Annotated in this window: 20 protein-coding genes, 1 pseudogene and 2 riboswitches; of the genes and pseudogenes, 5 read left to right on the top strand and 16 right to left on the bottom strand. The window is 70.6% G+C overall.

The genetic code is table 11. The features are described from left to right. Positions 1–52 precede the first annotated feature (52 nt). Complete coding sequence (locus tag J4N02_RS10920) at positions 53–517, top strand: hypothetical protein (RefSeq protein WP_188332739.1); 465 nt, start codon at positions 53–55, stop codon at positions 515–517. A gap of 152 nt (positions 518–669) precedes the next feature. Here the strand turns inward: J4N02_RS10920 and J4N02_RS10915 are convergent. The 3 genes and pseudogenes from J4N02_RS10915 to J4N02_RS10905 all read right to left on the bottom strand — a co-directional run bounded on the left by J4N02_RS10915 (position 670) and on the right by J4N02_RS10905 (position 5,539). Continuing rightward, positions 670–3,062, bottom strand: a pseudogene (locus J4N02_RS10915) (cobyrinate a,c-diamide synthase). A gap of 99 nt (positions 3,063–3,161) precedes the next feature. Next, positions 3,162–4,598 carry a cobyric acid synthase gene (locus J4N02_RS10910; protein WP_188332740.1) on the bottom strand — a complete coding sequence of 479 codons (1,437 nt, stop codon included), beginning with the start codon at positions 4,596–4,598 and terminating at the stop codon, positions 3,162–3,164. Further along, the gene (locus J4N02_RS10905) at positions 4,595–5,539 is read right to left on the bottom strand and encodes a cobalamin biosynthesis protein (protein WP_188332741.1); all 945 of its coding nucleotides are present in this window, start codon (positions 5,537–5,539) and stop codon (positions 4,595–4,597) included. The genes J4N02_RS10910 and J4N02_RS10905 overlap by 4 nt, the downstream gene beginning before the upstream one ends. A 33-nt stretch (positions 5,540–5,572) precedes the next feature. Here J4N02_RS10905 and J4N02_RS10900 point away from each other — a divergent pair, with 33 nt between their 5' ends. Beyond that, entirely contained in the window at positions 5,573–6,340 is a 768-nt protein-coding gene (locus J4N02_RS10900; RefSeq protein ID WP_188332742.1) for a cobalt-precorrin-6A reductase, read from the top strand. On the opposite strand, the gene cobA is transcribed toward J4N02_RS10900, so the two are convergent. Beyond that, positions 6,306–7,049, bottom strand: coding sequence for a uroporphyrinogen-III C-methyltransferase (gene cobA, locus J4N02_RS10895; RefSeq protein WP_188332743.1), 744 nt, complete (start codon positions 7,047–7,049; stop codon positions 6,306–6,308). The genes J4N02_RS10900 and cobA overlap by 35 nt on opposite strands. A 24-nt stretch (positions 7,050–7,073) precedes the next feature. On the opposite strand from cobA, the gene cbiT reads away from it, so the two are divergent. Next, complete coding sequence (gene cbiT / locus J4N02_RS10890) at positions 7,074–7,640, top strand: precorrin-6Y C5,15-methyltransferase (decarboxylating) subunit CbiT (protein ID WP_188332744.1); 567 nt, start codon at positions 7,074–7,076, stop codon at positions 7,638–7,640. Here the strand turns inward: cbiT and J4N02_RS10885 are convergent. Genes J4N02_RS10885 through J4N02_RS10870 form a run of 4 tightly spaced genes read right to left on the bottom strand, consistent with a single transcriptional unit; the run spans position 7,615 to position 10,190 of the window. Next, positions 7,615–8,427 (bottom strand): energy-coupling factor ABC transporter ATP-binding protein, encoded by an 813-nt coding sequence (locus J4N02_RS10885; RefSeq protein ID WP_188332745.1) that lies wholly within the window; start codon positions 8,425–8,427, stop codon positions 7,615–7,617. The genes cbiT and J4N02_RS10885 overlap by 26 nt on opposite strands. Then, positions 8,424–9,188 (bottom strand): cobalt ECF transporter T component CbiQ, encoded by a 765-nt coding sequence (gene cbiQ / locus J4N02_RS10880; RefSeq protein ID WP_208090938.1) that lies wholly within the window; start codon positions 9,186–9,188, stop codon positions 8,424–8,426. Before cbiQ ends, J4N02_RS10885 begins: the two co-directional genes overlap by 4 nt. After that, positions 9,188–9,517, bottom strand: a complete 330-nt coding sequence (locus J4N02_RS10875) for an energy-coupling factor ABC transporter substrate-binding protein (RefSeq protein ID WP_188332746.1) — start codon at positions 9,515–9,517, stop codon at positions 9,188–9,190. The genes cbiQ and J4N02_RS10875 overlap by 1 nt, the downstream gene beginning before the upstream one ends. Continuing rightward, positions 9,510–10,190 (bottom strand): energy-coupling factor ABC transporter permease, encoded by a 681-nt coding sequence (locus J4N02_RS10870; RefSeq protein WP_188332747.1) that lies wholly within the window; start codon positions 10,188–10,190, stop codon positions 9,510–9,512. Before J4N02_RS10870 ends, J4N02_RS10875 begins: the two co-directional genes overlap by 8 nt. A gap of 14 nt (positions 10,191–10,204) precedes the next feature. Next, a riboswitch (adenosylcobalamin (AdoCbl) riboswitch) is annotated at positions 10,205–10,340 on the bottom strand. Positions 10,341–10,374: 34 nt separating this feature from the next. Between J4N02_RS10870 and J4N02_RS10865 the strand changes: the two genes are divergently transcribed. Next, entirely contained in the window at positions 10,375–11,043 is a 669-nt protein-coding gene (locus J4N02_RS10865) for a precorrin-8X methylmutase (protein ID WP_223202161.1), read from the top strand. Then, positions 11,036–11,815, top strand: coding sequence for a precorrin-6A synthase (deacetylating) (gene cobF / locus J4N02_RS10860; protein WP_188332749.1), 780 nt, complete (start codon positions 11,036–11,038; stop codon positions 11,813–11,815). Before J4N02_RS10865 ends, cobF begins: the two co-directional genes overlap by 8 nt. A gap of 4 nt (positions 11,816–11,819) precedes the next feature. Here the strand turns inward: cobF and nrdF are convergent, their stop codons facing one another. From nrdF to cobI, 8 genes are all read right to left on the bottom strand, one after another. Further along, positions 11,820–12,794, bottom strand: coding sequence for a class 1b ribonucleoside-diphosphate reductase subunit beta (gene nrdF / locus J4N02_RS10855; protein ID WP_188332750.1), 975 nt, complete (start codon positions 12,792–12,794; stop codon positions 11,820–11,822). Positions 12,795–12,817: 23 nt separating this feature from the next. Then, a complete protein-coding gene (gene nrdE, locus J4N02_RS10850) occupies positions 12,818–14,974 on the bottom strand; it encodes a class 1b ribonucleoside-diphosphate reductase subunit alpha (RefSeq protein ID WP_188332751.1) in 2,157 nt (718 codons plus the stop codon). Next, complete coding sequence (gene nrdI / locus J4N02_RS10845; RefSeq protein ID WP_206662372.1) at positions 14,971–15,357, bottom strand: class Ib ribonucleoside-diphosphate reductase assembly flavoprotein NrdI; 387 nt, start codon at positions 15,355–15,357, stop codon at positions 14,971–14,973. The genes nrdE and nrdI overlap by 4 nt, the downstream gene beginning before the upstream one ends. A gap of 14 nt (positions 15,358–15,371) precedes the next feature. Beyond that, complete coding sequence (gene nrdH / locus J4N02_RS10840) at positions 15,372–15,620, bottom strand: glutaredoxin-like protein NrdH (RefSeq protein WP_188332752.1); 249 nt, start codon at positions 15,618–15,620, stop codon at positions 15,372–15,374. 82 nt (positions 15,621–15,702) lie between these two features. Next, a riboswitch (cobalamin riboswitch) is annotated at positions 15,703–15,925 on the bottom strand. Positions 15,926–16,016: 91 nt separating this feature from the next. Continuing rightward, positions 16,017–17,258, bottom strand: a complete 1,242-nt coding sequence (locus tag J4N02_RS10835; RefSeq protein WP_243760783.1) for a CbiX/SirB N-terminal domain-containing protein — start codon at positions 17,256–17,258, stop codon at positions 16,017–16,019. After that, entirely contained in the window at positions 17,255–19,735 is a 2,481-nt protein-coding gene (gene cobJ, locus J4N02_RS10830) for a precorrin-3B C(17)-methyltransferase (protein WP_188332753.1), read from the bottom strand. Before cobJ ends, J4N02_RS10835 begins: the two co-directional genes overlap by 4 nt. After that, the gene (gene cobM / locus J4N02_RS10825; protein WP_182818271.1) at positions 19,732–20,544 is read right to left on the bottom strand and encodes a precorrin-4 C(11)-methyltransferase; all 813 of its coding nucleotides are present in this window, start codon (positions 20,542–20,544) and stop codon (positions 19,732–19,734) included. Before cobM ends, cobJ begins: the two co-directional genes overlap by 4 nt. After that, positions 20,541–21,281 carry a precorrin-2 C(20)-methyltransferase gene (gene cobI / locus J4N02_RS10820; RefSeq protein ID WP_188332754.1) on the bottom strand — a complete coding sequence of 247 codons (741 nt, stop codon included), beginning with the start codon at positions 21,279–21,281 and terminating at the stop codon, positions 20,541–20,543. The genes cobM and cobI overlap by 4 nt, the downstream gene beginning before the upstream one ends. Between the last annotated feature and the right edge of the window lie 213 nt (positions 21,282–21,494).

Genomic DNA, 21,494 nt, shown 5'->3' with positions numbered 1-21,494 from the left:
ACATCAGGGGTCTGACTGGCCCTCTCGGATCTGGTGGATCTACCCTCGGCCGATGGACGACTACGCCGCCGCCGCGGAACTGTTTCAAGGTTTCCCCGAGGGTGCTGCGATCCTTCACGCAGTTCAAGAGGCAGTGAGCACACTCAGCGAAACGACAATGAAAGCCACCAAGAGCCAGGTCGCCTTCCGGCGCCGCGGCTTTGCCTACCTGTGGCGCCCCGGGCAGTACATCAACAGCGATGTCCCAGCGGTGCTCTCCATCGCGTTGCCCCGTGAGCTCAGGTCCGATCGCATCAAGGAACTCGGCGGGTTGGCCGGCGAACCGGCCACCCGGGATGGTGCCGGTCGGCAGCAGCGGCAAGGTGTCCTCGGTGGCCCGCTCGAGCATGGAGGCGATCTTGGTGACCGACACCACGTCGAGGTCCAGCGCGCGGGAGCACGCCGTGTCGACCGGCGCGTTGCCGTAGCGGCGGACCAGCCCGAGGAGCCGGTACACCGCGCGCATCCGCACTCTTGAGCGTGGCGACAAGGGGTTTCAAGGGTTCGCGGGGTAGCTTGAGACAAGGGTCTGTTCTAGTCCGATGGTTGCCCGTTCGAGTCGGGCCGGGGGCGCTGTCATACGTGGTCAGCGCCTTGATTGGCGCCAATCAGTGTCATCGTGACGGCACCTCAGCCAGACGTGGACGGGTGGCTGCCGGCGGCCTGTGCGATGGCTGCGAGGGCTTCGGCCAAGGCTGTTGACGTGGCCTCGTCGCGGACGGCGGCCCTGAACCAGTCGGGGCCGAGTCCGGGGAACGTCTCCCCGCGACGGACAGCGAACCCGTGCCTGGCGAGCCGTGGTCGGATGGATTCCCGCCCCAGTCTGGTGCTGGGGACGAGGACGAACGGCGTCCGGGGGGTGCCGGCGACAGGGAACCCCACGTTGGCCAGTGCTGAGCACAGCAAAGCGCGGTCGTTGTCGGTCTGACGGGCCGCAGCCCCGGCCTCAGCGAGGGCTTCGGGCGTGTTGCAGACCACGAGGGCGTCGAGGGCTGGGGTGGAAGTGGCCCAAGGGCGCTGGCGGTGCGCCAGCACTTCGACGAGGCGGGGGTCTCCCACCACGTATCCGGCCCTGATTCCGGGGATTCCCCACATCTTGGTGAGGGACCGAACGACCAGCATCCCGGTCAGGTCGTCGCCGTTGAGAACCGACTCTTGCTCTCCGGGGACGAAGTCCATGAAGGCCTCGTCGACGACCACGATCCGGTCCGGTCGGCGGAGGGACCGGATGCCCGCGGCGGGGTGGAGGGTGCCTGTGGGGTTGGTGGGATTGCCGATCACGACGAGGTCGCCGTGGGGGACCTTGTCGGGGTCGAGCAGGAACTCGGGTGCGGACAGCACGTGCCTGGTCACAGGGAGGCCGGCGTCGGTCAGCGCAGACTCGGGTTCGGTGAACTGGGGGTGGACCACGACGGGTTGCGTCGGTCGGAGGGATTCGGCGACCAGGGTGAACGCCGCCGCCGCGCCGGCGACGGGTAGGACGTAATGGGGTGGGACGCCGTGGCGGTTCGCGAGTGCCGCCATGGCGTCTCGGGGGTCGGGGTAGCTGGCCCAGCGGGCGGGGTCGTGGGTCAGTGCGTGCAGCAGCCAGGCGGGGGCCGGGCTTCGGACGTTGACGGCCAGGTCGATGAGGCCGGGGGCGGTGTCGGAGTCCCCGTGGTGGCGGAGGTTCATGGGTGCGCCCGGTGGAAGTGCGTGGCGGCTTCGGCGAAGCGCCGGGCCTGCTCGGGGTGCCCGGCCCAGTGGACGTGGTGGTAGCTGGCCTGGACGCCCCTGCTGAGGTGGGGGTGTCTGTCGGTCGGTTCGACCGTGGTGCGGTGGAACTCGTGGAAGCGATACGTCTCGCCGGTCCGCACGGTCAGTCCGTCGTGGGGGACAGTGGACTGCTGGTACCCCAGCGTGAGCCGCTCCGACATGCGAGCGGTGAGCGGCAGGACGCCGGCCATCGGGGCGCCGTCGAGGCTCCGACACAGGTAGAGCAGCCCGGCGCACTCGGCGTAGGTGGGAAGCCCCGCCTCCACGGCCGCTCTCACGTGGGTGAGGAGCGTGGTGTTGGCGGCGAGTTCGCTGGCGAACACTTCGGGGAAGCCGCCACCCAGGTACAGCCCGGCAGTTCGGTCGGGCAGGTTGGGGTCGGTGAGGGGGTCGAACTCGACCACGTCGCATCCGGCTGCCTCCAGCAGCTCGGTGGTCTCGGCGTAGCGGAACGTGAACGCCCGTCCAGCCGCGATGGCGATCCGTGGGCGCTGCTGCGACCTGGTGGGGGCGTCCACGGCCAGTGCCCTGACCGGCGACCAGGGCTCGGTGTCGAGGGGTGCAACCGTGCGGGCCAGGTCCAGCAACGCGTCGAGGTCGACGTGGTCGGCCACGAGCGCGGCCGCCGAATCGACCACCGCCTGTGCGGCGGCCCGCTCGGCGGCGGGTACCAATCCCAGGTGCCTCGAGGGCACGACGAGAGCGGTGCTGCGCGGTATTGAGCCCAGGAGCGGCAGGCTCACCTGCCCCAACGCGTCGGCGACCTCGGCCAGCGCGCGCGGCGAGCCCACCCGGTTCAGGATCACGCCGGCGACGCGCGGCGCGTCGGGGTGCACGGCCAGTCCGTGTGCGACGGCGGCGGCGGTGCGGGAGGAGTGGGCGGCGTCCACGACGAGCACGACCGGCGTGTCGGTGAGCTGGGCGACGTGGGCGGTGGAGCCGAAGCCCCGGCGTCCGTCGACCTCGCCGAGCTTGCCGTCGTAGAGCCCCATCACGCCCTCGATCACGGCCACGTGGGCTCCGGCTGAGCCGTGCAGCAGGAGGGGGGAGATCAGGTCGGCCCCGCAGAGCCAGGGGTCGAGGTTGCGGCCGGGGCGTCCGGTGGCCAGCGCGTGGTAGCCGGGGTCGATGTAGTCGGGGCCCACCTTGAACGGGGCGACGTCGAGCCCGCGGGCCCGCAGTGCGGCCATCAGCCCGAACGCCACGGTCGTCTTGCCGGCCCCCGAGGTGGGCGCGGCCAGGGCGAACCGAGGCAGTGCGGTCACCATGCGATGCCCGCCTGCCCCCGCGCGCCGCAGCCGGCGTGGACGATCAGCGGGGGCTTGGTGCGCCGTGCGCGCGTGGTTTCGCCGTGGGACGGTGCCATCTCAACTCCTCAACGCCAGCAGGGCGTCGAGGTCGAGGTGGGTCTCGACGGCATCCGCCAGCGTGTCGATCATGGTTTCACGGGCTGCCGCGTACCCCGGCCCGGGGGTCGGTCGCCAGTCGCTGCCGGCCAGTTCGGTGACGTGGGTCAGGAAGGCCACACGGAATGCGTCGTCCTCGAATGCCCCGTGCAGCATGGTGCCGAACGTCGCGTCGTCGCGGACGCCGTCCAGGAATGGTTCCCCGCTCCGCGCCGTCACCTGGCCGTGGTGGATCTCGTAGCCGGACACCTCGAGGTTCCGCCACCTGTAGGAGGACCGCCGCGTGGTGCGCTCACCGAAGACGAACTCGACCGGCAGCACGCCCAGCCCGGCGACGTGGCCTGCACCGGACTCGATGTCGTCGGTGATCGTCCTGGCGAGCATCTCGAAGCCGCCGCAGATGCCGAGCGTGGGGCGTCCGGACGCATGCCGCTTCTTCACCACTTGGTCGAGGCCACGGTCGCGCAGCCAGGCGAGGTCGTTCAGCGTCGCGCGCGTGCCCGGCACGACCAGCAGGTCGGACGCTGCCGCCACGGCCGGGTCGGTGGTCACGTCGACGCGCACCCCCGGCGTCGCGGCCAGCGCCTCGACGTCGGTGGAGTTGGAGATCCGGGGCAGGCGGAGCACCGCCACCCGCAGCTCGTGGCCCTCGCGGTGCCGGGCCCCTGCGGACCAGCGGGCGATGTCGAGGGCGTCCTCGCCGTCGAGCCAGACGCCGTCGAGCCAGGGCAGCACACCGAAACACGGCAGGCCGGTGCGGCGGGTGATCTCGGCCAGGCCGGGGTCCAGCACCGTCTGGTCGCCACGGAACTTGTTGATCACGTATCCGGACAACAGGCGCTGGTCGGCGGGCTCGAGCAGCGCCCAGGTGCCGTACAGGCTGGCGAGGACGCCACCGCGGTCGATGTCGCCAACGATGACCACCGGGAGGTCGAAACGCCTGGCCAACCCCATGTTGACGTAGTCGCGTTCGCGCAGGTTGATCTCGGCTGGCGACCCGGCCCCCTCGACCACGACCAGGTCGTGTTTGCCGGCGAGCTCGGCGTAGGCGGCGTAGGCGGACTCGGCCAGGTGGGCCCGGCCGGTGGCGTACTCACCGGCCTCGAGGACGCCGGCGTCCCGGCCCCGCAGCACGACGTGGGCGCGCCGGTCGCTGCCGGGCTTGAGCAACACCGGGTTGAGCAGGGTGGACGGCTCGACGCCCGCCGCCTGCGCCTGCAGGCACTGGGCGCGGCCGATCTCGCCGCCGTCGGCGCAGATCGCGGAGTTGTTCGACATGTTCTGCGCCTTGAACGGCGTGACCGTCAGGCCGCGGCGGGCGAAGGCACGGCACAGGCCGGTGACGACGAGCGACTTGCCGGCGTCCGAGCTGGTGCCGGCGATGAGCAGGCCGGTCATCGGGTCCTCCTGGTGACGAGGGCGGCGGTGGTGGCCGCCAGGGCCGTGGCCGCAGCCGTGACGGCGGTGACCAGGCGGGCCGCCTGACGGACGTCCCCGGCGCTCGGGTGGGGCCAGTCGGGGTTGCCCAACGTACCGCGGACCTCGACGCGGTCACCATAGGTGTTGGCGCCGCCGAGCCGGACGCCCAACGCCCCGGCCCACGCCGCCTCGCACCAGCCACCGTTGGGGCTGGGGTGGTCGGCGGCGTCGCGCAGCATGGTGGTGGCGGCCCGGAGGGGGATGCCGCCGGCCAGCGGGGCGACGGCGCAGGCGAGCGCGCCGGTGAGCCGGGCGGACGCCCAGCCGAGCAGGTCGTCCAGGTGAGCCGAGGCGGTGCCGAAGTGGGCGTAGCGGTCGTTGCGGTGGCCGACCATGGCATCCAGGGTGTTGACGGCCCGATGGGCGGCCATGCCTGGCATGCCCGCCACCGCCGCCCAGCACAGGGTGGCGACGACGGCGTCGTTGGTGTTCTCGGCCAGGGACTCGACGGTGGCCCGGCCCAGGTCATCGGTGGACAGGCCGTCGGGGGAGCGCCCGCACAGGTTCGGGAGTTGGGCGCGGGCAGCGCCCAGGTCGCCGGTGGCGAGCCGGTCTGCCATGGCGTGACCCTCGCGGGCGAGCGACCGGGCCCCGAGGCACGCCCAGGTGACAACGGCGGTGGCCAGGGTGTGCGCGACCGGGTGGCGGCGGGTCAGCCGTTCGGCGGCGACACCGCACGCCAGGACGGGTGCGACCGCGACCGCGGTGAAGGCGGCGCCGCGTGAGCGTGAGTCGGCGTACAGTTCCCGCTCAACCGTCGCTGCCCACGACCCGAAGGCGGCGACGGGATGGCCGCGCCGTGGGTCGCCGAGGACCGCGTCGGCGGCGACGCCGAGCACCAGGCCGAGGGCGCGGCTCATCGGGCACCGCGCGGGCGGTTAGGGTCGGGGACCATGAGGGTTCTCGTGCTCGCCGGCACCGGCGACGGGCAGGCGGCGGCGCAGGCGCTGCGGGCGTCCGGGCTGGAGGTGGTGGAGTCGGTGGCGGGCCGGACGGCGGCGGCTCGGGGCCGGGCTGTGCACGAGGGCGTGCGCGTCGGTGGGTTCGGCGGCGCCGACGGGCTGGCCGCCTGGCTGCGCGAGCACGACGTCGGCGCGGTCGTGGACGCCACGCACCCGTTCGCGCAGCGGATGACGGTCAACGCCGTCGAGGCCTGCACCCGCGCCGGGGTTCCGGTGGCGCGGTGGGTGCGGCCGTCGTGGCTGGAGCGCCCCGACGCCGCGTCGTGGCTGTGCGTGCCCGACCATGCGGCGGCCGTCCGTGGGGCGGCCGGGAAGGGTCGGGTCCTGCTCACGGTCGGACGCCAGGAGCTGGCGGCGTACCGGGAGCTGCACGACGTGGTCGCCCGGGTCACAGAGCCGACCGCCGGCTGGGTCACCCCCAACGGTTGGGAACTGGTGGTCGCCCGGGGGCCGTTCGACGCGGCTGCCGAGCACGCCCTCATGGCCGACCGAGGCGTGCGCGTGCTCGTGACCAAGGATTCCGGCGGAGCCGGCACCGCCGCCAAGCTCGATGCGGCGGCGACGCTGGGGGTGCAGGTCGTGATGATCACGCGCCCGGCCGACCCTGACGGCATCCCGAGGCTCACCGACACCGACGCCGCCATCCGGTGGGCCAGCGCGGCGCTCACCGCAGGTCCAGCCCGGCCACGTCCCCGATGACGGTGACGGACGGGGGCCGCACGCTGTTGCTGACCGCCAGGTCGGCGATCGTGGCCAGCGTGCCGCGCACGACCTGCATGGCGGGGCTGGCTGCCTTGGTCACGACCGCGGCGGGCGTGTCTGCGGGGAGGCCACCCTCGGCCAGCGCCGCCGCGATGGCCGGCAGATGGCGCACCCCCATCAGGAGCACCAGCGTGGTCCCGCTCTGCGCGAGGGCTGCCCAGTCGATGTGGCAGTGCGGGTCGTCGGGAGCGACGTGCCCCGACACCACCGTGAACCCCTGCGACACGCCCCGGTGCGTGACCGGGATGCCCGCCAGCTCGGGGGCCGCGACCGCCGACGTGACGCCGGGGACGACGGCGACAGCGACGCCGGCGTCCGCGCACGCGATGAACTCCTCACCGCCGCGCCCGAACACGAACGGGTCGCCACCCTTGAGCCGTACGACGTGCCGCCCCGCCCGGGCGTGCTCGATGAGCAGGGCGTTGATCTCCTCCTGCGGGGTCGCTGGGCCGTGCGGGGTCTTGCCGACGTTGACGACCTCGGTGCCGTTGACCAGCGTGCTCACATCCGGAGCGAGGTGGTCGGTGAGGATGATGTCGGCCGACTGCAGCGCGCGCAGGCCGGCGAGGGTGAGCAAGTCGGGGTCGCCGGGGCCGCCCCCAACGAGGGTGACGCTGCCCGGAGTGGTGTGGGCTGAGGTGGTCATCGGGCTCCTTGTAGGGTCTGGCTCGTGGACGACTGGGGAAGCACACCGGGGTTGCCCGACGAAGCGTACGAGCATGACGGGCTGATCACGAAGCAGCACCAGCGGGCGAGCGCGTTCGCCTTGCTGCGCCCCCGGCCGGGGGAGTTGTTGTGGGACGTCGGCACCGGCTCGGGCTCGATGGCGATCGAGTGGTGTCGCGCCGCGGCCGGTGCGACGGCGATCGGGCTGGAGCGCAACCCTGAGCGCGCTGATCGGGCCCGGGCCAATGTGGAGCGGTTGGCCCCCGGGCAGGTCGAGGTGCGCGTGGGGGACGCGGCGGTTCTGGTCGTCGACCTGCCGCGACCCGACGCGGTTTTCATCGGTGGTGGCACCAGCTCGGGTGTCCTCGAGGCGTGTTGGGACGCCCTGCGCCCGGGTGGGCGCCTCGTCGTGCATGCGGTCACCGTCGAGACTGAGGCGTTGCTGGTCGATGCGTTTCGCGCCCACGGGGGGCAATTGGTCCGGCTGGGCGTTGAGGTGGCCGAGCCCATCGGGCGGTTCCTGGGTTGGACGCCGTATCGCGCGGTCACCCAATGGTCCTGTTCGCGATGAGGGCGGCCGCTTCCGCGATCGTGCGGGGGTGTTCGGTCAGGCCCAGCAGCCGCGCCAACTGAAGCGGGCCGGGGGCCTCGAGTCGGGCTTGGGCCACCAGAGTGGTGTCGGCGAGGATCCGGTCAACGGGCCCCTGCGTGACGGCGCCGTCGTGGATCACCGCGGCGTCCTCGGCCCAGGCCAGGGCGAAGTCGACGTCGTGGGTCGCCACGAGCAGGGTGGTGCCGTCGGCGTGGAGGTCGTCGAGGATGGCGCGCATGTCGGCGACTCCGACCGGATCGAGTCCGGCGGTCGGTTCGTCGAGCAGCAGCACGGCGGGTCGCATGGCGACCGCCCCGGCGATGGCCGCCTTCTTCTGTTCGCCATAGCTGAGGTGGTGGGTGGCGCGCTCGGCGAGGTGGGTGATGCCGAGGCGTTGCAGCGTGTCGGCCACGCGGGCGCCGACTTCGTCGGCGGGCAGCCCCATGTTCAGCGGGCCGAAACTCACGTCTTGGGCCACATCTGCCGAGAAGAGCTGGTCGGCTGGATCCTGCAGCACGAGTTGGACCGCTTCGCGGTGCGCACGCAGGCCGCGGCGCCCGTGGTCGAGCGGGGTGGCGTCCCGATGGATGGTGCCCTCGGTGGGTTGGTGCGCGCCCGACAGGCATCGAAGGAGGGTGGTTTTCCCGCAGCCGTTCGCCCCGAGCAGGGCGATGCGCCCCCCGCTGGGCAGGGTCACTGATGCGCCGCGCAGCACCGGCTGGTGGCCTGGGTAGCCGGCGACGAGATCGCGCGCCACGAGCTTCACAGCACGCTCACGGCCACGACGGCCAGCCAGATCCCGGCGAGGACGAGCGCCGTAGTCGCCATGAACGTGGGCGAGGCGCGGCGTGCGACGGCCAGCGTGGTCAGGTCGTCGACGTAGCCGCGCCCTTCCAAGCCGGCCTGCAACCGGGACGCTCGCGTCCAGGACCGGACGAGCAGGGCGCCCATGGCGGTTGCCGCGGTCGCGAGCGTGGGGCGTCCGAGACGGGCCGTCTGCGCGGCACGAATGGCAAGGGCCGAGCTGAGCAGCACGAACAACAGGCGGTAGGTGAGTGAGGCGATCTCGACCAATGCCGCGGGAACCCGCAGGTGCCGCAGCCACGTCAGCAGATCGACCATGGGCGTGGTGGTGGCCAGCAGCATGATCGACAGCGTGCCCGCGACCCCGCGTGAGAATACTGTGATTCCCTTGGTGACGGTCGCCGGGTCGGCCCACAGCGGCCCCCACGTGAACAGGGCGGTGGCTGTGGGCGTCCCGCCGAGAACGACGGCGACGGTGACGCCGCCGATCACCAGGAAGGGCAGCGGGGCCGCCATGGCGAGCCTCAACGTCCGTGGCGGAACGTGGGCGGGTCCGCAGATGAGCACGAGGCAGGCCATGGCGACCAGGGCACAGCCCGGCCACGGCGGGGCCACCAGCGCGGTGGTGAGGAGGGCGACGCTCAGCACGACCTTCTCGCCGACCCGGACGCGCCGCCACGGCCCCTGCCAGGCGGCGTCGTCGAGGGCCGTCATGTGGGCCATCAGGACCCTGCGGGGGCCTTGTCGCGCGCCTCACGCTCGACCTTGCGGCCGCGCAGATTGCCCAGCGCGTAGCCCAACACGCCGGCGCCCAGCGCGGCCTGCAGTGCGAACAGGCCCGACTCGATCTCACCGGAGCCCGGCTCGAAGATCGGCGTGAACCATGGCTCGTGCCCGGCCTCTTCCAACTGGGCGGTGACGGCCGCGTCGGTGCCGCCGAAGGCCTCTTCGTCAGCCGAGCCGGGGCGGGGCGCCAACACGAACGAGAGCGCGAACAGGGCGACGAGCAGGGCGAGCAGGATCGGGGTGACCCATGGGTTGTCCTTACGCATGGGCGGCCTCCTTCTGGGCGGTGTTGATCAGTCCGCGGCGCGCCAGCTCAGGCGCGGCCACCTTGACCAGGAACCGGAACAGCAGCACGCCGACCAGCCCCTCCATGAGCGCCAGAGGAATCTGGGTGAGCGCGAACACGCCCGCGAACTTGGCCAGCGCCCCGAGGAGGTCGGGGTCGGGGTAGGCCAGGGCGAGCTGCAGCGAGGTGACGCAGTAGGTGACCAGGTCGGCCACCGCCATGGCGAGGAAGACGCCCAGCTCCATCGGGCCCTTGCCAACACGCACGAGGCGCCACACCGCGTAGGCCGCCCATGGGCCGGCAATCGCCATCGAGAACACGTTGGCGCCCAGCGTCGTGAGGCCGCCATGGGCGAGCAGCAACGCCTGGAACAGCAGCACCACCGTGCCGAGGAAGGCCATGACGGGCGGCTTGAACAAGATGGCCCCCGCCCCGGTACCGGTGGGGTGCGAGGAACTCCCAGTGACGCTGGGCAACTTGATGGCGCTCAGCACGAACGTGAACGCGCCGGCGGCAGCCAGCAGCAGCTTTGATTCGGGGTTCTTGGTCGACTCCTGGATGACGGCGCGGGCGCCGTGGATCACGAAGGGAGCCGAGGCAATCCCCCAGGCCACGCAGTGCGCGACAGGGAGGAATCCTTCGGCGATGTGCATGGGTGCACTCGTCCTTTCTCGAGATTGCGCGTCTCGATCCTGGTCCGACGAGGCGAGTTCCTGACTCCCCGCCTGAGGCGGGACACAGTGGCGCGACCGTGCCGGCTTTGAACCGGCTTCCTCGGTGCTCGTCGGGCGATATGAAATGGTGTCCCCACCCTCCCACACACCCGAAAGGAACTCCATGCCGGACGCCCCCTCCTACGACTACCTCACCGACGGCGCTGCGATCTACGCCGAGTCGTTCCGCCTGATCCGGGAGGAGTCCGATCTTGGGCGCTTTCCTGACGACGTGGCCAAGGTGGTGGCCCGCATGATCCACGCTGCGGCGCAGACGAACCTGGTCGAGGACATCGCGTGGACACCCGGCGTGGTCACTGCGGCACGGGCCGCGCTCGTGGCGGGCGCGCCGATCCTGTGCGACTCGTCGATGGTCGCCACCGGGATCATCCGGTCCCGCCTGCCCCGCGACAACGACGTCATCTGCCATCTGGGCACACCCGGGCTGGCGGAGCTCGCCGACGAACTCGGCACGACCAAGACGGCCGCTGCCGTCGAATGGTGGAAGCCCCGGCTCGAGGGCGCCGTGGTGGCGATCGGCAACGCACCCACGTCGTTGTTCCGGCTGCTCGAGGTGGTGCGCGACACGGGTCTGAAGCCGGCCGCCGTGGTCGGTATCCCGGTCGGATTCGTGGGTGCCGCCGAGTCGAAGGCGGCCCTGGCCAAGAACCCGTTCGGCCTCGACTTCATCACGGTGCTCGGACGCCGGGGCGGGTCTGCGATCGCGGTGGCGGCCGTGAACGCCATCGCCTCGACCGCCGAGACCACCAACGAGGCCCGCACCGATGCGTGAGCTGGTGCTGATCGGGGTCGGAGCCGGGGATCCGGAGTGGGTGACCCTCGCGGCCGTCCGCGCGATCCAGGAGATCGACGTCCTGTTCGTCGTCGTCAAGGAGCGCGAGTACGACGACCTCGTCGAGGCGCGGCGTTCGATCATCGAGCGGCACCGGACCCGTCCGCTGACGATGGTCGAACTGCTCGACCCGCCCCGGCCGTGGCAGTCGGTGCCCGACTATCCGGCGGCTGTGGCTGCCTGGCGGGCGCATCGACTGGAGTCGTGGGGCCAGGCGGTCGCTGGTCACCTGGGCGAGGGGCAGAGTGGCGGCTTCCTGGTCTGGGGCGACCCGAGCCTGTACGAGAGCACGCTGGCGATCGTGGAACACCTGGTGGCGTCGGCGTCCGAGGAGATCACCTACCGGGTGATCCCCGGTGTGAGCAGCGTGTTGGCGCTGGCCGCGGCGCATCGGATTCCGCTGAACCGGCAGGGCAGGGCCGTGCAGATCTCGCCCGCGCGCATGCTGGCGAGCGGTATGCCCGAGGGCGTGGACGACGTGGTGGTGATGCTCGACGGCAAGCAGGCGTTCGCGTCCATTGACCCGGCCGGGCTCGACATCTACTGGGGTGCGTACCTGGGTACGCCTGAGCAACTGTTGGTCAGCGGCCCGTTGGGGGACGTGGCCGAGGAGATCATCCGGGTGCGTGCGGACGCCGCCGCGCGCCTCGGGTGGGTGTTCGACACCTACCTGCTCCGGCGTCGGGACCGGGAGCCGGCGCGCGGCGGTTGATCGCTCAGAACTCCCAGTCCTCGTCCTCGGTGTTGACGGCCTTGCCCATCACATAGGACGACCCCGACCCGGAGAAGAAGTCGTGGTTCTCGTCCGCGTTGGGGGACAGTGCGGCCAGGATGGCCGGCGAAACCGCCACGGCGTCCTTGGGGAACAGCCCTTCGTAGCCCAGGTTCATCAGGGCCTTGTTGGCGTTGTAGCGCAGGAACATCTTGACGTCCTCGGTCAGGCCGATCGGGTCGTAGAGGTCCTCGGTGTAGGACTCTTCGTTGTCGTAGAGCTCGAACAGCAGGTCGAAGGTGTAGTCCTTCAACTCGTCGCGTCGGGCCTGGTCGGCCTCCTTGAGTGCCTGCTGGTACTTGTAGCCGATGTAGTAGCCATGGACGGCCTCGTCGCGGATGATGAGGCGGATCAGGTCGGCGGTGTTGGTCAGCTTCGCCCGGCTGGACCAGTACATGGGGGCGTAGAAGCCGGAGTAGAACAGGAACGACTCCAGCATGGTGGAGGCGACCTTGCGCTTCTCGGGGTCCTCGCCGTAGTAGTAGTCGAGGATGATCTGCGCCTTGCGCTGCAGGTACTCGTTCTCCTCGCTCCAGCGGAAGGCCTCGTCGATCTCAGCGGTCGGGATCAGCGTCGAGAAGATGGAGCTGTAGCTCTTGGCGTGCACCGACTCCATGAAGGCGATGTTGGTGTAGACGGCCTCCTCGTGGGGCGTCCGCGCGTCGGGGATGAGCGACACCGCACCCACGGTCCCCTGGATCGTGTCCAGCATGGTCAGGCCCGTGAAGACGCGCGTGGTCATGAGTTGTTCGTACGGCTTGAGGGTGCGCCAGCTGGGGATGTCGTTGGACAGGGGCACCTTCTCGGGCAGCCAGAAGTTGCTGGTCAGCCGGTCCCAGACGTCTTGGTCGATGTCGTCGGTGATGCGGTTCCAGTTGATGGCCTGGACGCCGCGCAGCAGGGTGGGTTTCCTGGTCATGGTTGTTTCTCGCTTCCAATGGGTCAGAGCATGCAGCTGACGCAGCCGTCCACCTCGGTGCCCGCGAGCGCTAGCTGCCGCAGCCGGATGTAGTAGAGGGTCTTGATGCCCTTGCGCCAGGCGTAGATCTGGGCCCTGTTGATGTCTCGCGTGGTGGCCGTGTCGGGGAAGAACAGCGTCAGCGACAGGCCTTGATCGACGTGCTTGGTCGCCTCGGCGTAGGTGTCGATGATCTTCTCCGGGCCGATCTCGTAGGCGTCGGCGTAGTACTCCAGGTTGTCGTTGGTCATGAAGGGCGCCGGGTAGTAGACGCGGCCGATCTTGCCCTCCTTGCGGATCTCGACCTTGGCCACGATGGGGTGGATCGAGCTGGTGGAGTGGTTGATGTAGCTGATCGATCCGGTCGGGGGCACCGCCTGCAGGTTCTGGTTGTACAGCCCGTGCTCGGCCACCTCCGACGCCAGCGCGCGCCAGTCCTGGGGCGTGGGCAGGTGGATGGCGGCGTCCGCGAACAGCCGCGCGACCTTCGGTGTCCGCGGCGTCCAGTCGCCGTCGATGTACTTGGTGAAGTACTCACCACTGGCGTACGCGCTGCGCTCGAATCCGTCGAACCGCTCGCCGCGCTCACGGGCGATCCGGCAAGAGGCTGCGACGGCGTGGAACGTCACCGTGTAGAAGTACAGGTTGGTGAAGTCGAGGCCCTCGTCGGATCCGTAGTGGATGGATTCGCGCGCGAGGTAGCCGTGCAGGTTCATCTGGCCCAGGCCGATGGCGTGGCTCATCGCGTTACCGCGCTCGATGCTGGGGGCGCAGGCGATGTTGGACTGGTCGGAGACGGCCGTCAGGGCCCGCACGGCGGTCTCGATGGTCTGCCCGAAGTGTGGCGAATCCATCGCCTTGGCGATGTTCAGCGAGCCCAGGTTGCAGGAGATGTCCTTGCCGACCTCGTCGAAGCCCAGGTCCTCGGTGTAGGTCGAGGGCGTCGAGACCTGCAGGATCTCCGAGCACAGGTTCGACATCGTCACGCGACCGTCGATCGGGTTGGCGGCGTTCACCGTGTCCTCGAACATCAGGTACGGGTAGCCGGACTCGAACTGGATCTCGGCGAGGGTCTGGAAGAACTTGCGGGCGTTGATCTTCTTCTTCGTGATCCGCTTGTCCTCGACCATCTCCCGGTACTTCTCGGTGACGGAGATCTCGCTGAATGCGACGCCGTAGACCCGTTCGATGTCGTAGGGGCTGAACAAGTACATGTCCTCGTTGTTGCGCGCCAGCTCGAAGGTGATGTCCGGGATCACGACGCCGAGGCTGAGGGTCTTGATGCGGATCTTCTCGTCGGCGTTCTCCCGCTTGGTATCGAGGAAGGCCAGGATGTCAGGGTGATGCGCGTGCAGGTACACCGCGCCTGCACCCTGGCGGGCGCCGAGCTGGTTGGCGTAGGAGAACGAGTCCTCCAGCAGTTTCATCACCGGGATCACTCCGGACGACTGGTTCTGGATCTTCTTGATCGGCGCGCCCGCATTGCGGATGTTCGTCAGGGACAACGCGACGCCCCCTCCGCGCTTGGACAACTGCAACGAGGAGTTGATCGCCCGAGCGATGGACTCCATGTTGTCCTCGATGCGCAGCAGGAAGCAGGAGACCAGCTCGCCCCGGGATGCCTTGCCGGCGTTCAGGAATGTCGGGGTGGCCGGCTGGAAGCGTCCGGCCATGATCTCGTCGACGATGCTCTCGGCGAGCGGACGGTCACCCGCGGCCAGCGTCAGCGCCACCAGACAGACCCGATCCTCGAACCGCTCGAGGTAGCGGCGGCCGTCGAAGGTCTTGAGCGTGTAGGAGGTGTAGTACTTGAACGCGCCCATGAACGTCGGGAACCGGAACTTCACCGCGTAAGCACGCTTGAACAGGGCCTTGACGAAGTCGAAGTCGTAGGCAGCCAGCACCTCGGGCTCGTAGTAGCCCTCCTCGACGAGGTAGTCGAGTTTCTCGCGCAGCGAATGGAAGAAGACGGTGTTCTGGTTGACGTGCTGCAGGAAGTACTCGCGGGCCGCCTGCCGGTCGGCCTCGAACTGGATGCGGCCGTCGGCGTCGTAGAGGTTCAACAGCGCGTTGAGGGCGTGGTAGTCGCGTTCGCCGGCGACGGTCTCATCGCCGGTGTCGGTGAGCAGCGTGGTGGTCATGGGTGCAAGAGCCTTTCGTGGATGCGCTCGACGTCGTCGGGCGTGCCCAGCAGTTCGAAGCGGTCGAGGTGCGGCACGTGGCACTTGCGGGCCACGATGTCGCCGGCCAGGCAGTAGGCCTCGCCGAAGTTGGTGTTACCGGCGGAGATCACCCCGCGCAGGAGGGCCCGGTTGTCCGGGTTGTTGAGGAACCGAATCACCTGCTTGGGCACAGCCCCGCCGGTGTTGCCGCCCCCGTAGGTCGGCACGATGAGCACGTACGGATCCTGGACCGTCAGCGGCTCATCGTGGGCGCGCAGCGGGATGCGGGCGGCATCCACCCGCAGCTTCTGCACGAAGCGGTGGGTGTTTTCCGACGCCGACGAGAAGTAGACGACGCGCACGGCAGGTCGCGCGCTCAGGCGACGTGGAGGCGCTGCGCCGCAGCCTTGATGCGGTCCGGGCGGAAACCGGCCCAGTGGTCATCGCCGTCGACCACGACCGGAACCTGCTGGTAGCCCATCGCCATCACGTCGAGCAGGGCAGCCTCGTCCTCGGCGAGGTCGATCACCTCGTAGTGGAGGCCGAGCTTGTCCATGGCGCGGTAGGTTGCCGTGCACTGAACGCAGGCGGGCTTGCTGTAGACGGTGATGGTGCTGGTCGACATGCTCTCTCCTCGAAGCAAGGGGACTCGAGGGCAGGGGAGCGCACAGCGCCCTGGTCTTCCCACGAGACCGATGGTCGGAAACCGGGCGAGCCCGGTCGCTGGCAGGTCTTCGGACTCGAGGGCGGGCGCGGACGCGCTTGCCTAGTGGGCGACGCTTCCCAGCCGTGCGGCCAGTGCTTGATGTCGCCGTTCGTTCCCTCTTACCGCTGCGGGGCAGTCCCGGATTCGCACCGGGTTCCCTCTTGCCTCGCCTCAACCCCTACATGTTGTGGGTGTCTTGGCGAACCAGCACTACGGATAGTAATCACATCGATGTAATCTGTAAAGCCCCGCCCGGCTGCCCGGAGTCGGCCGGAGTCGGCCGCACCGGGGCGTCGGGTCGCCGGTGGGGCAGTCTCACAAGGACGCGATGGCCGCGACGGCGGCGTCCCGGGCCCGCTTCGAGCGATGGGGCACGCGGTCGCCGATGACGCCCACGGTGAGGCCCTCGAATGTGCCGGTGGCCGGCGTCCGGGCGGTGCCGGCGTCGGACCGGTCGGCGCGCACGCAGAAGATGCCACGCGCCTCGCAGGCGTCGGCGACCATCGCGTTGGCGTCCGGATCGTCGGTGGCGGCGATGGCGTACCGGGCGCCTTCCACGTCGGACTCTTTCACCGGACGCAGCTCAAGCGTGAGGGCACCACCGGACGCCCAGGCCTCGAGGTCGGGGCAGGCAGCGAGGGCGACGACGTGCAGATCGGCGCCCGCGGCGAGCAGTGCGGGAACGCGGCGTGCGGCGACCGTGCCCGCACCGGCCATGAGCACCCGGCGGCCGCGCAGGTCGAGCCCGGCCAGGTACATCGGCGAACCTTCCCCGGACGATGTGTGCAGTCCCCGCCGCCCGGCCGATGCCTTGGCGGCGCCCGTCCGATAGCGGTCGACGACGACCTCGGCCAGAGCGTCGCAGTCGCCGATGACGTCGGCCAGCCGGACCTCGATCCCGTGGTTGGTCGCCCAGTCTGCCGCCTGTTTGGCCGCCGAGTTCTGCAGCCGGCCGGGGAACATGTAGTTCGGCGCGATCACGATGCGCTGGAACCCCACCGCCTTGAGCTGGTTCAGCGCGTCGATCAGCGACGGACGCACCACCTGGATGTAGGCGGGCACCGTGAACCCGTAACCGCCCTCCTCCCCGACAACCCGGGTCAGGCGCGCGTGATCGGCGTTGGCCCGGGTCACCGAACACCCGCGACCGAGGAAGACGACGCCGACCTGCTCGGGCGTCCAGTCGCCGAGCTGCGCCGCGACGCGCTCGATGACGGCCGCGCGCAGGCGGGAGTCCGGGCCCAGGTGCGGGGTCGTGATGACCGTCGCGGAACCCACACGGGCGCGGCCCTCGGCGACCGCCTCAGGGATGTCCTCCAACACGTGGCCGCCCTGGCCCAGCATCAGCGGCACGACGACGGCGCGTCGGTCGGGCTGCGTCTCGAGCGCGGACGCCAGCGCATCGGCGATGGTGGGGGTGTCGAGCTCGACGTAGGCGTCCCGGACGTCGACGTCGGACAGCATGGCGGCCACCCGCTGTGTGAGGGCGCGGCCGACGGCCTGGCCCTCGGCGGAGCGGGTGCCGTGGATCGCGATGACGAGCGCAGGGTTGTTCACAGGGGCTCCTTGTCGGGGTTCATCCAGTGGTAGTCCCGCGGGGTCACCATCGCGGACGCCCCTTGTCCCGTCGGCACGAGCTTGGTCGTGGACGATCCCACGATCACGATCGAGTGCATGTCGACCCAGTCCGGGTCGAAGTCGGCCAGCGCGGCGACGCGGTGGTTCTGGTTCGGGCGGGAGGCATCCTGCACGACGGCGACCGGTGTCGTGGGTGGACGCCGTGCGCCCAGGATCTCCAGGGCGCGGGGCAGGTGCGCCAGCCGCTTCTTACTGCGCGGGTTGTACAGCGCGACCACGAAATCGCCGTCGGCTGCTGCCTGCAGGCGACGCTCGATGGTGTACCAATCGGTGTGCAGGTCGCTGAGCGAGATCGTGACGTGGTCGTGCCCCAGCGGCGCACCGAGGATCGCCGACGCCGCCAACTCAGCGGTCACGCCCGGCACCACCTGGACGTCCACGCCCCCGGTGCCCTTCTCGAGCAGCGGTGAGGCCATCGCGTAGATCGCCGGGTCGCCGCCGCAGACCAGCGACACCGAGCGGCCCTCCCGGGCCTTGGCGATGGCGAACTCGATGCGGTGCTCCTCGGTGCCCATGCCGATGGCCATGATCTCGGTTCCGGGGCGCAACAGATGCCGGATCTGCGCAACATAGGGCCGGTACCCGACCACCACGGCGGATGCGCGCAGGACGTCGCGGGCGCGGGGCGTCAACAGGTCGTCGGCACCCGGGCCGAGCCCTACGACGGCCAGCGTGCCGGTGGGGGCGATTCGGCCGATCGCGATGGTCGCCTCGCCATTCTTGTGCTTCTCGACGATGAGGTCCGCTCCGTGCGCGACCACGGACGCCTCCGCCACGCTCGGCGTGCCCACCGCCGCCTGCGGGGCGTCGCTCGGGTTGGGGACGGTGACGTCCGCGAGGACGTCTGCGGGGTAGGTGATGAACGGCACCCCGAGTTGGGCGGCCAGCTGGATCAGGCCCGGCTCGTCGGCCTTGGCGTCCACGCTGGTCAGCGCCGTGATCGACGCCCGCGCCCACCCGCTCTCGGCGAGGGTTTGGCTGAGCAGGGCGTCGAGCGTGGTGGCAGGAGTGCCGCGGTTGCAGCCCATGCCGACGACCAGGCTCTTGGGGTGGAGGGTCACGGTCGGCAGGTCGTGGGCGGCGGAGTCGGGCGGCGGAGCCTCAGCGTCCGAGACCACGATGCGGGCGGCCGGGTCGCCGAGATCGGGGAGCTCGGTCTCGTGGGTACCTCGGCGCTCAACGCGCGCGACCCCCGGCTCGCGGACGTTCGTCGGCAGCGGCGGGAGCGGCCACGGCTGTTCGCGGACAAGTTGCACGGGCGCCCCGTCGAGCAGGGCGCGGGTGACGCCGGCGAGATCGCCGGAGGTGGCCCAGCCGAGTGTGTCCAGTCCCGGGATACCCGTGGCGTCGGTGGCCGTGGTGACCGCCGGGGTCGCGCCGAGGATGTCCGCTACTCGGCGGGCCAGTTCATTGGCGCCGCCGACGTGTCCACCGACCAGGGGCACGACGAACGCAGCGGCCTCGTCGACCACCACCACGCCCGGGTCGGTCTTCTTGTCGGCGAGAAGGGGCGCGATCAGCCGGGTGGTGGCGCCGAGGGCGAGGTGGCTGATGATCAGGTCGCACTCGGCCCACGCGGCGGCGAGGTGCTCGGACGCCTTGCCGTCGTAGCGCCGAGTCGCCCCCAGGGCTGCATCGATGGCGTCGGCGTGGGCCCGCGCGGCGGGAGAGTTGGTGAGTTGGCCGAGCACGCGGGCGGCACGGTCAGCGGGGCGCACCGGGGCCGGTGCCGACGCCGGACGGGTGGCCGCGGGGGCCGCGCCGGCGAGGCCGGACTGGGTGCCGAGGGCCGCGGGGTCATCAGGATGGTGGGCCAGCACCAGCACCACGTGTGGCTGGGCCGGCTCGGTGACGCGCAGCGCTTCGGCTTCGTTCAGCACGCGGACCCGCTCGTCGGCCTCGCCCAGCCGCTCGGCCAACACGTACCAGCGCCCCAGCCCGGTGGTCGCAGAGACGATCTGTGGCAGTCCCGTCCGGTGGTCGGTCAGGACGCCGACCTTCGGGTGCTCCCCGCACGCCAACAGCGCCGGGGTCGGGTCATTGCCGTGGGCGGACACGAACAGGGCGTCGTCCCAGGGCAGGGCCACTGCGGCGAACGCGGCCGGCAGCGAGCCCACCTCGGGCACGACACGCACGGGCAGTCCTGCCATGCGGATCCGCCGCACGACGCCGTAGAACAGTGGGTCGCCGGACGCGATGACCACGGCGTCCTCGCCGTCCTGCAACGCAGACAGTGCCTCGATCGCCGGGGTGATGGGACCCAGGACCACGCGTCGGGGTTCCGGGACGCCGAGCGCGTCCAAATGGCGCAGCCCGCCGACCACCAGGGAAGCTGTGGCGAGGGCGTCCACCAGCGAAGGGCGGGGGGAGCCCAGGTAGCCGAACACGGTGATCATGCCCGGGCCCCCTTCGTGCGCAGGTCGTCGGCGGCGTCCGGGTCGGCGGCACGGTACTCGTGCCGGAAACCGGGGTGGTACAGGTGCGAGCGCTTCGCCACGGGGGCCTCGGCCAGGGCAGGGCCGACCAGGATCACCGTGTGCTTCCACCAGTGGTGGTCCTTCATCGTGGCCGACAGCTCGTCCAGACGACACCGAATCAGCACCTCGTCGGGCCAGCTCACCTTGTGCCCGATGATCACGGGCGTTTCGGGCGGGTACCCGCCGGCGAGCAGTTCCTCCTGCAGGGCCCGGTTGCGCGCGGCCGACAGGTACAGCGCCATCGTGGTGCCGTGGCGCGCAAATTCCCGGACGCGCTCGCGCGGCGGCATGGGCGTCCGGCCGCCCTCGAGGCGGGTGAGGATCAACGACTGGGCCACCTCGGGCAGCGTCAACTCGACCTCCGCCGCGGCGGCAGCCGCCGAGAAGGCGGACACCCCCGGGATCGACTCGAACGCGATGCCGACCGCGCGGCACTGGTCGCGTTGCTCGGCGGTGGCCCCGTAGATGGCCGGGTCTCCGGTGTGCACCCGAGCCACCAGCAGGCCCTCGTCGCGGGCCCGCTCGTACAGCGGGGTGAGGTCTTCCAGCGAGGCGGAGGCGGAGTCGATCAACTCGGCACCGCGCTTGTGGCCGGCGACCAGATCGGGGCTGACCAGCGAGGACGCCCAGATGATGATGTCGGCCTCGGCGAGGACGCGCGCGCCGCGCACCGTGATCAGGTCGGGGGCGCCTGGACCGGCCCCGACGAAGACGACCTTTCCCTTCACAGCCTGCCTCCTCGCTGGGCGCGGCGCCCGGTGATGATCATGGTCCCGAAGTAGGGCACCTCGTCGAAGTCGGCGGGGGAGCCGATGACCTGCTCGGGCGTCCCCACGTTGATGCCCACGATCGCGTCGGCGTCCTCGCCCAACATGTCGACGTACTCGCGCAGCTCGGCGTAGTGCCGGCCGATCTTGTAGGCGACGATCGTGTCCGCCTCGGCTCCCAGCGCGGCCAGGTCGCCGACGCCGCGCTTGACCGGGACGAGACCCAAACGCTCATCCCCCTCGACCAACGGCGTCCGGGACGCCGCGGCCAGCGCCTGCATCGCCGTGATGCCCGGCACCACCTCGACCTCGACGTCGCCGAACCGTTCGAGGACGGCGTCGGCCAGGTAGCTGAACGTCGAGTACACGCTGGGATCGCCCACGGTCGCGAACGCCACCACGTCGGCCCCGGTCTCGAAGGCGTCGCAGGCGACCGCGGCAGACGTCCGCCACGCAGCCTCCCGGCGCGCGGTCACGCCGGACGGGTCACTCATGCTGAAAGGCACACGAACGATCCTCGAGGAGGCCTCCGGGCAGGCGGCGGCGAGCACACGTTCGGCGCGTCCGGGTCCGTCGCCGGACGCCTCGGTTGCGGGGACCAGAACGACATCCGCAGTGCTGACAATGCGGTGGGCTTTGAGGGTGAGAAGATCGGGATCGCCCGGACCAACGCCGACCCCTATCAAGCGGCGGGACATCGCATGCCTCTCCGGCCCCTGCTGCGGAGGCCACGATGGGGCGCCGGGCCAGGCGACCGGGCTCGTCCCCTCGATCGGGGCATCACCGTTGCGCGACAGCATCGGGATCACACCGACTTCGCTGGATTCGACGCGCCGGCCATCGGCCGACGCCGTCAAACTACCACTGTGAAGCTGCCGGGCACGCCGTCGGTCTTCCCGACTACGCTGGGG

Origin of the sequence: Propioniciclava sp. MC1595 (genome assembly GCF_017569205.1) — a bacterium.
Taxonomy (GTDB): Bacteria; Actinomycetota; Actinomycetes; order Propionibacteriales; family Propionibacteriaceae; genus Propioniciclava.
This window is presented reverse-complemented; position numbering and strand designations above follow the sequence as displayed.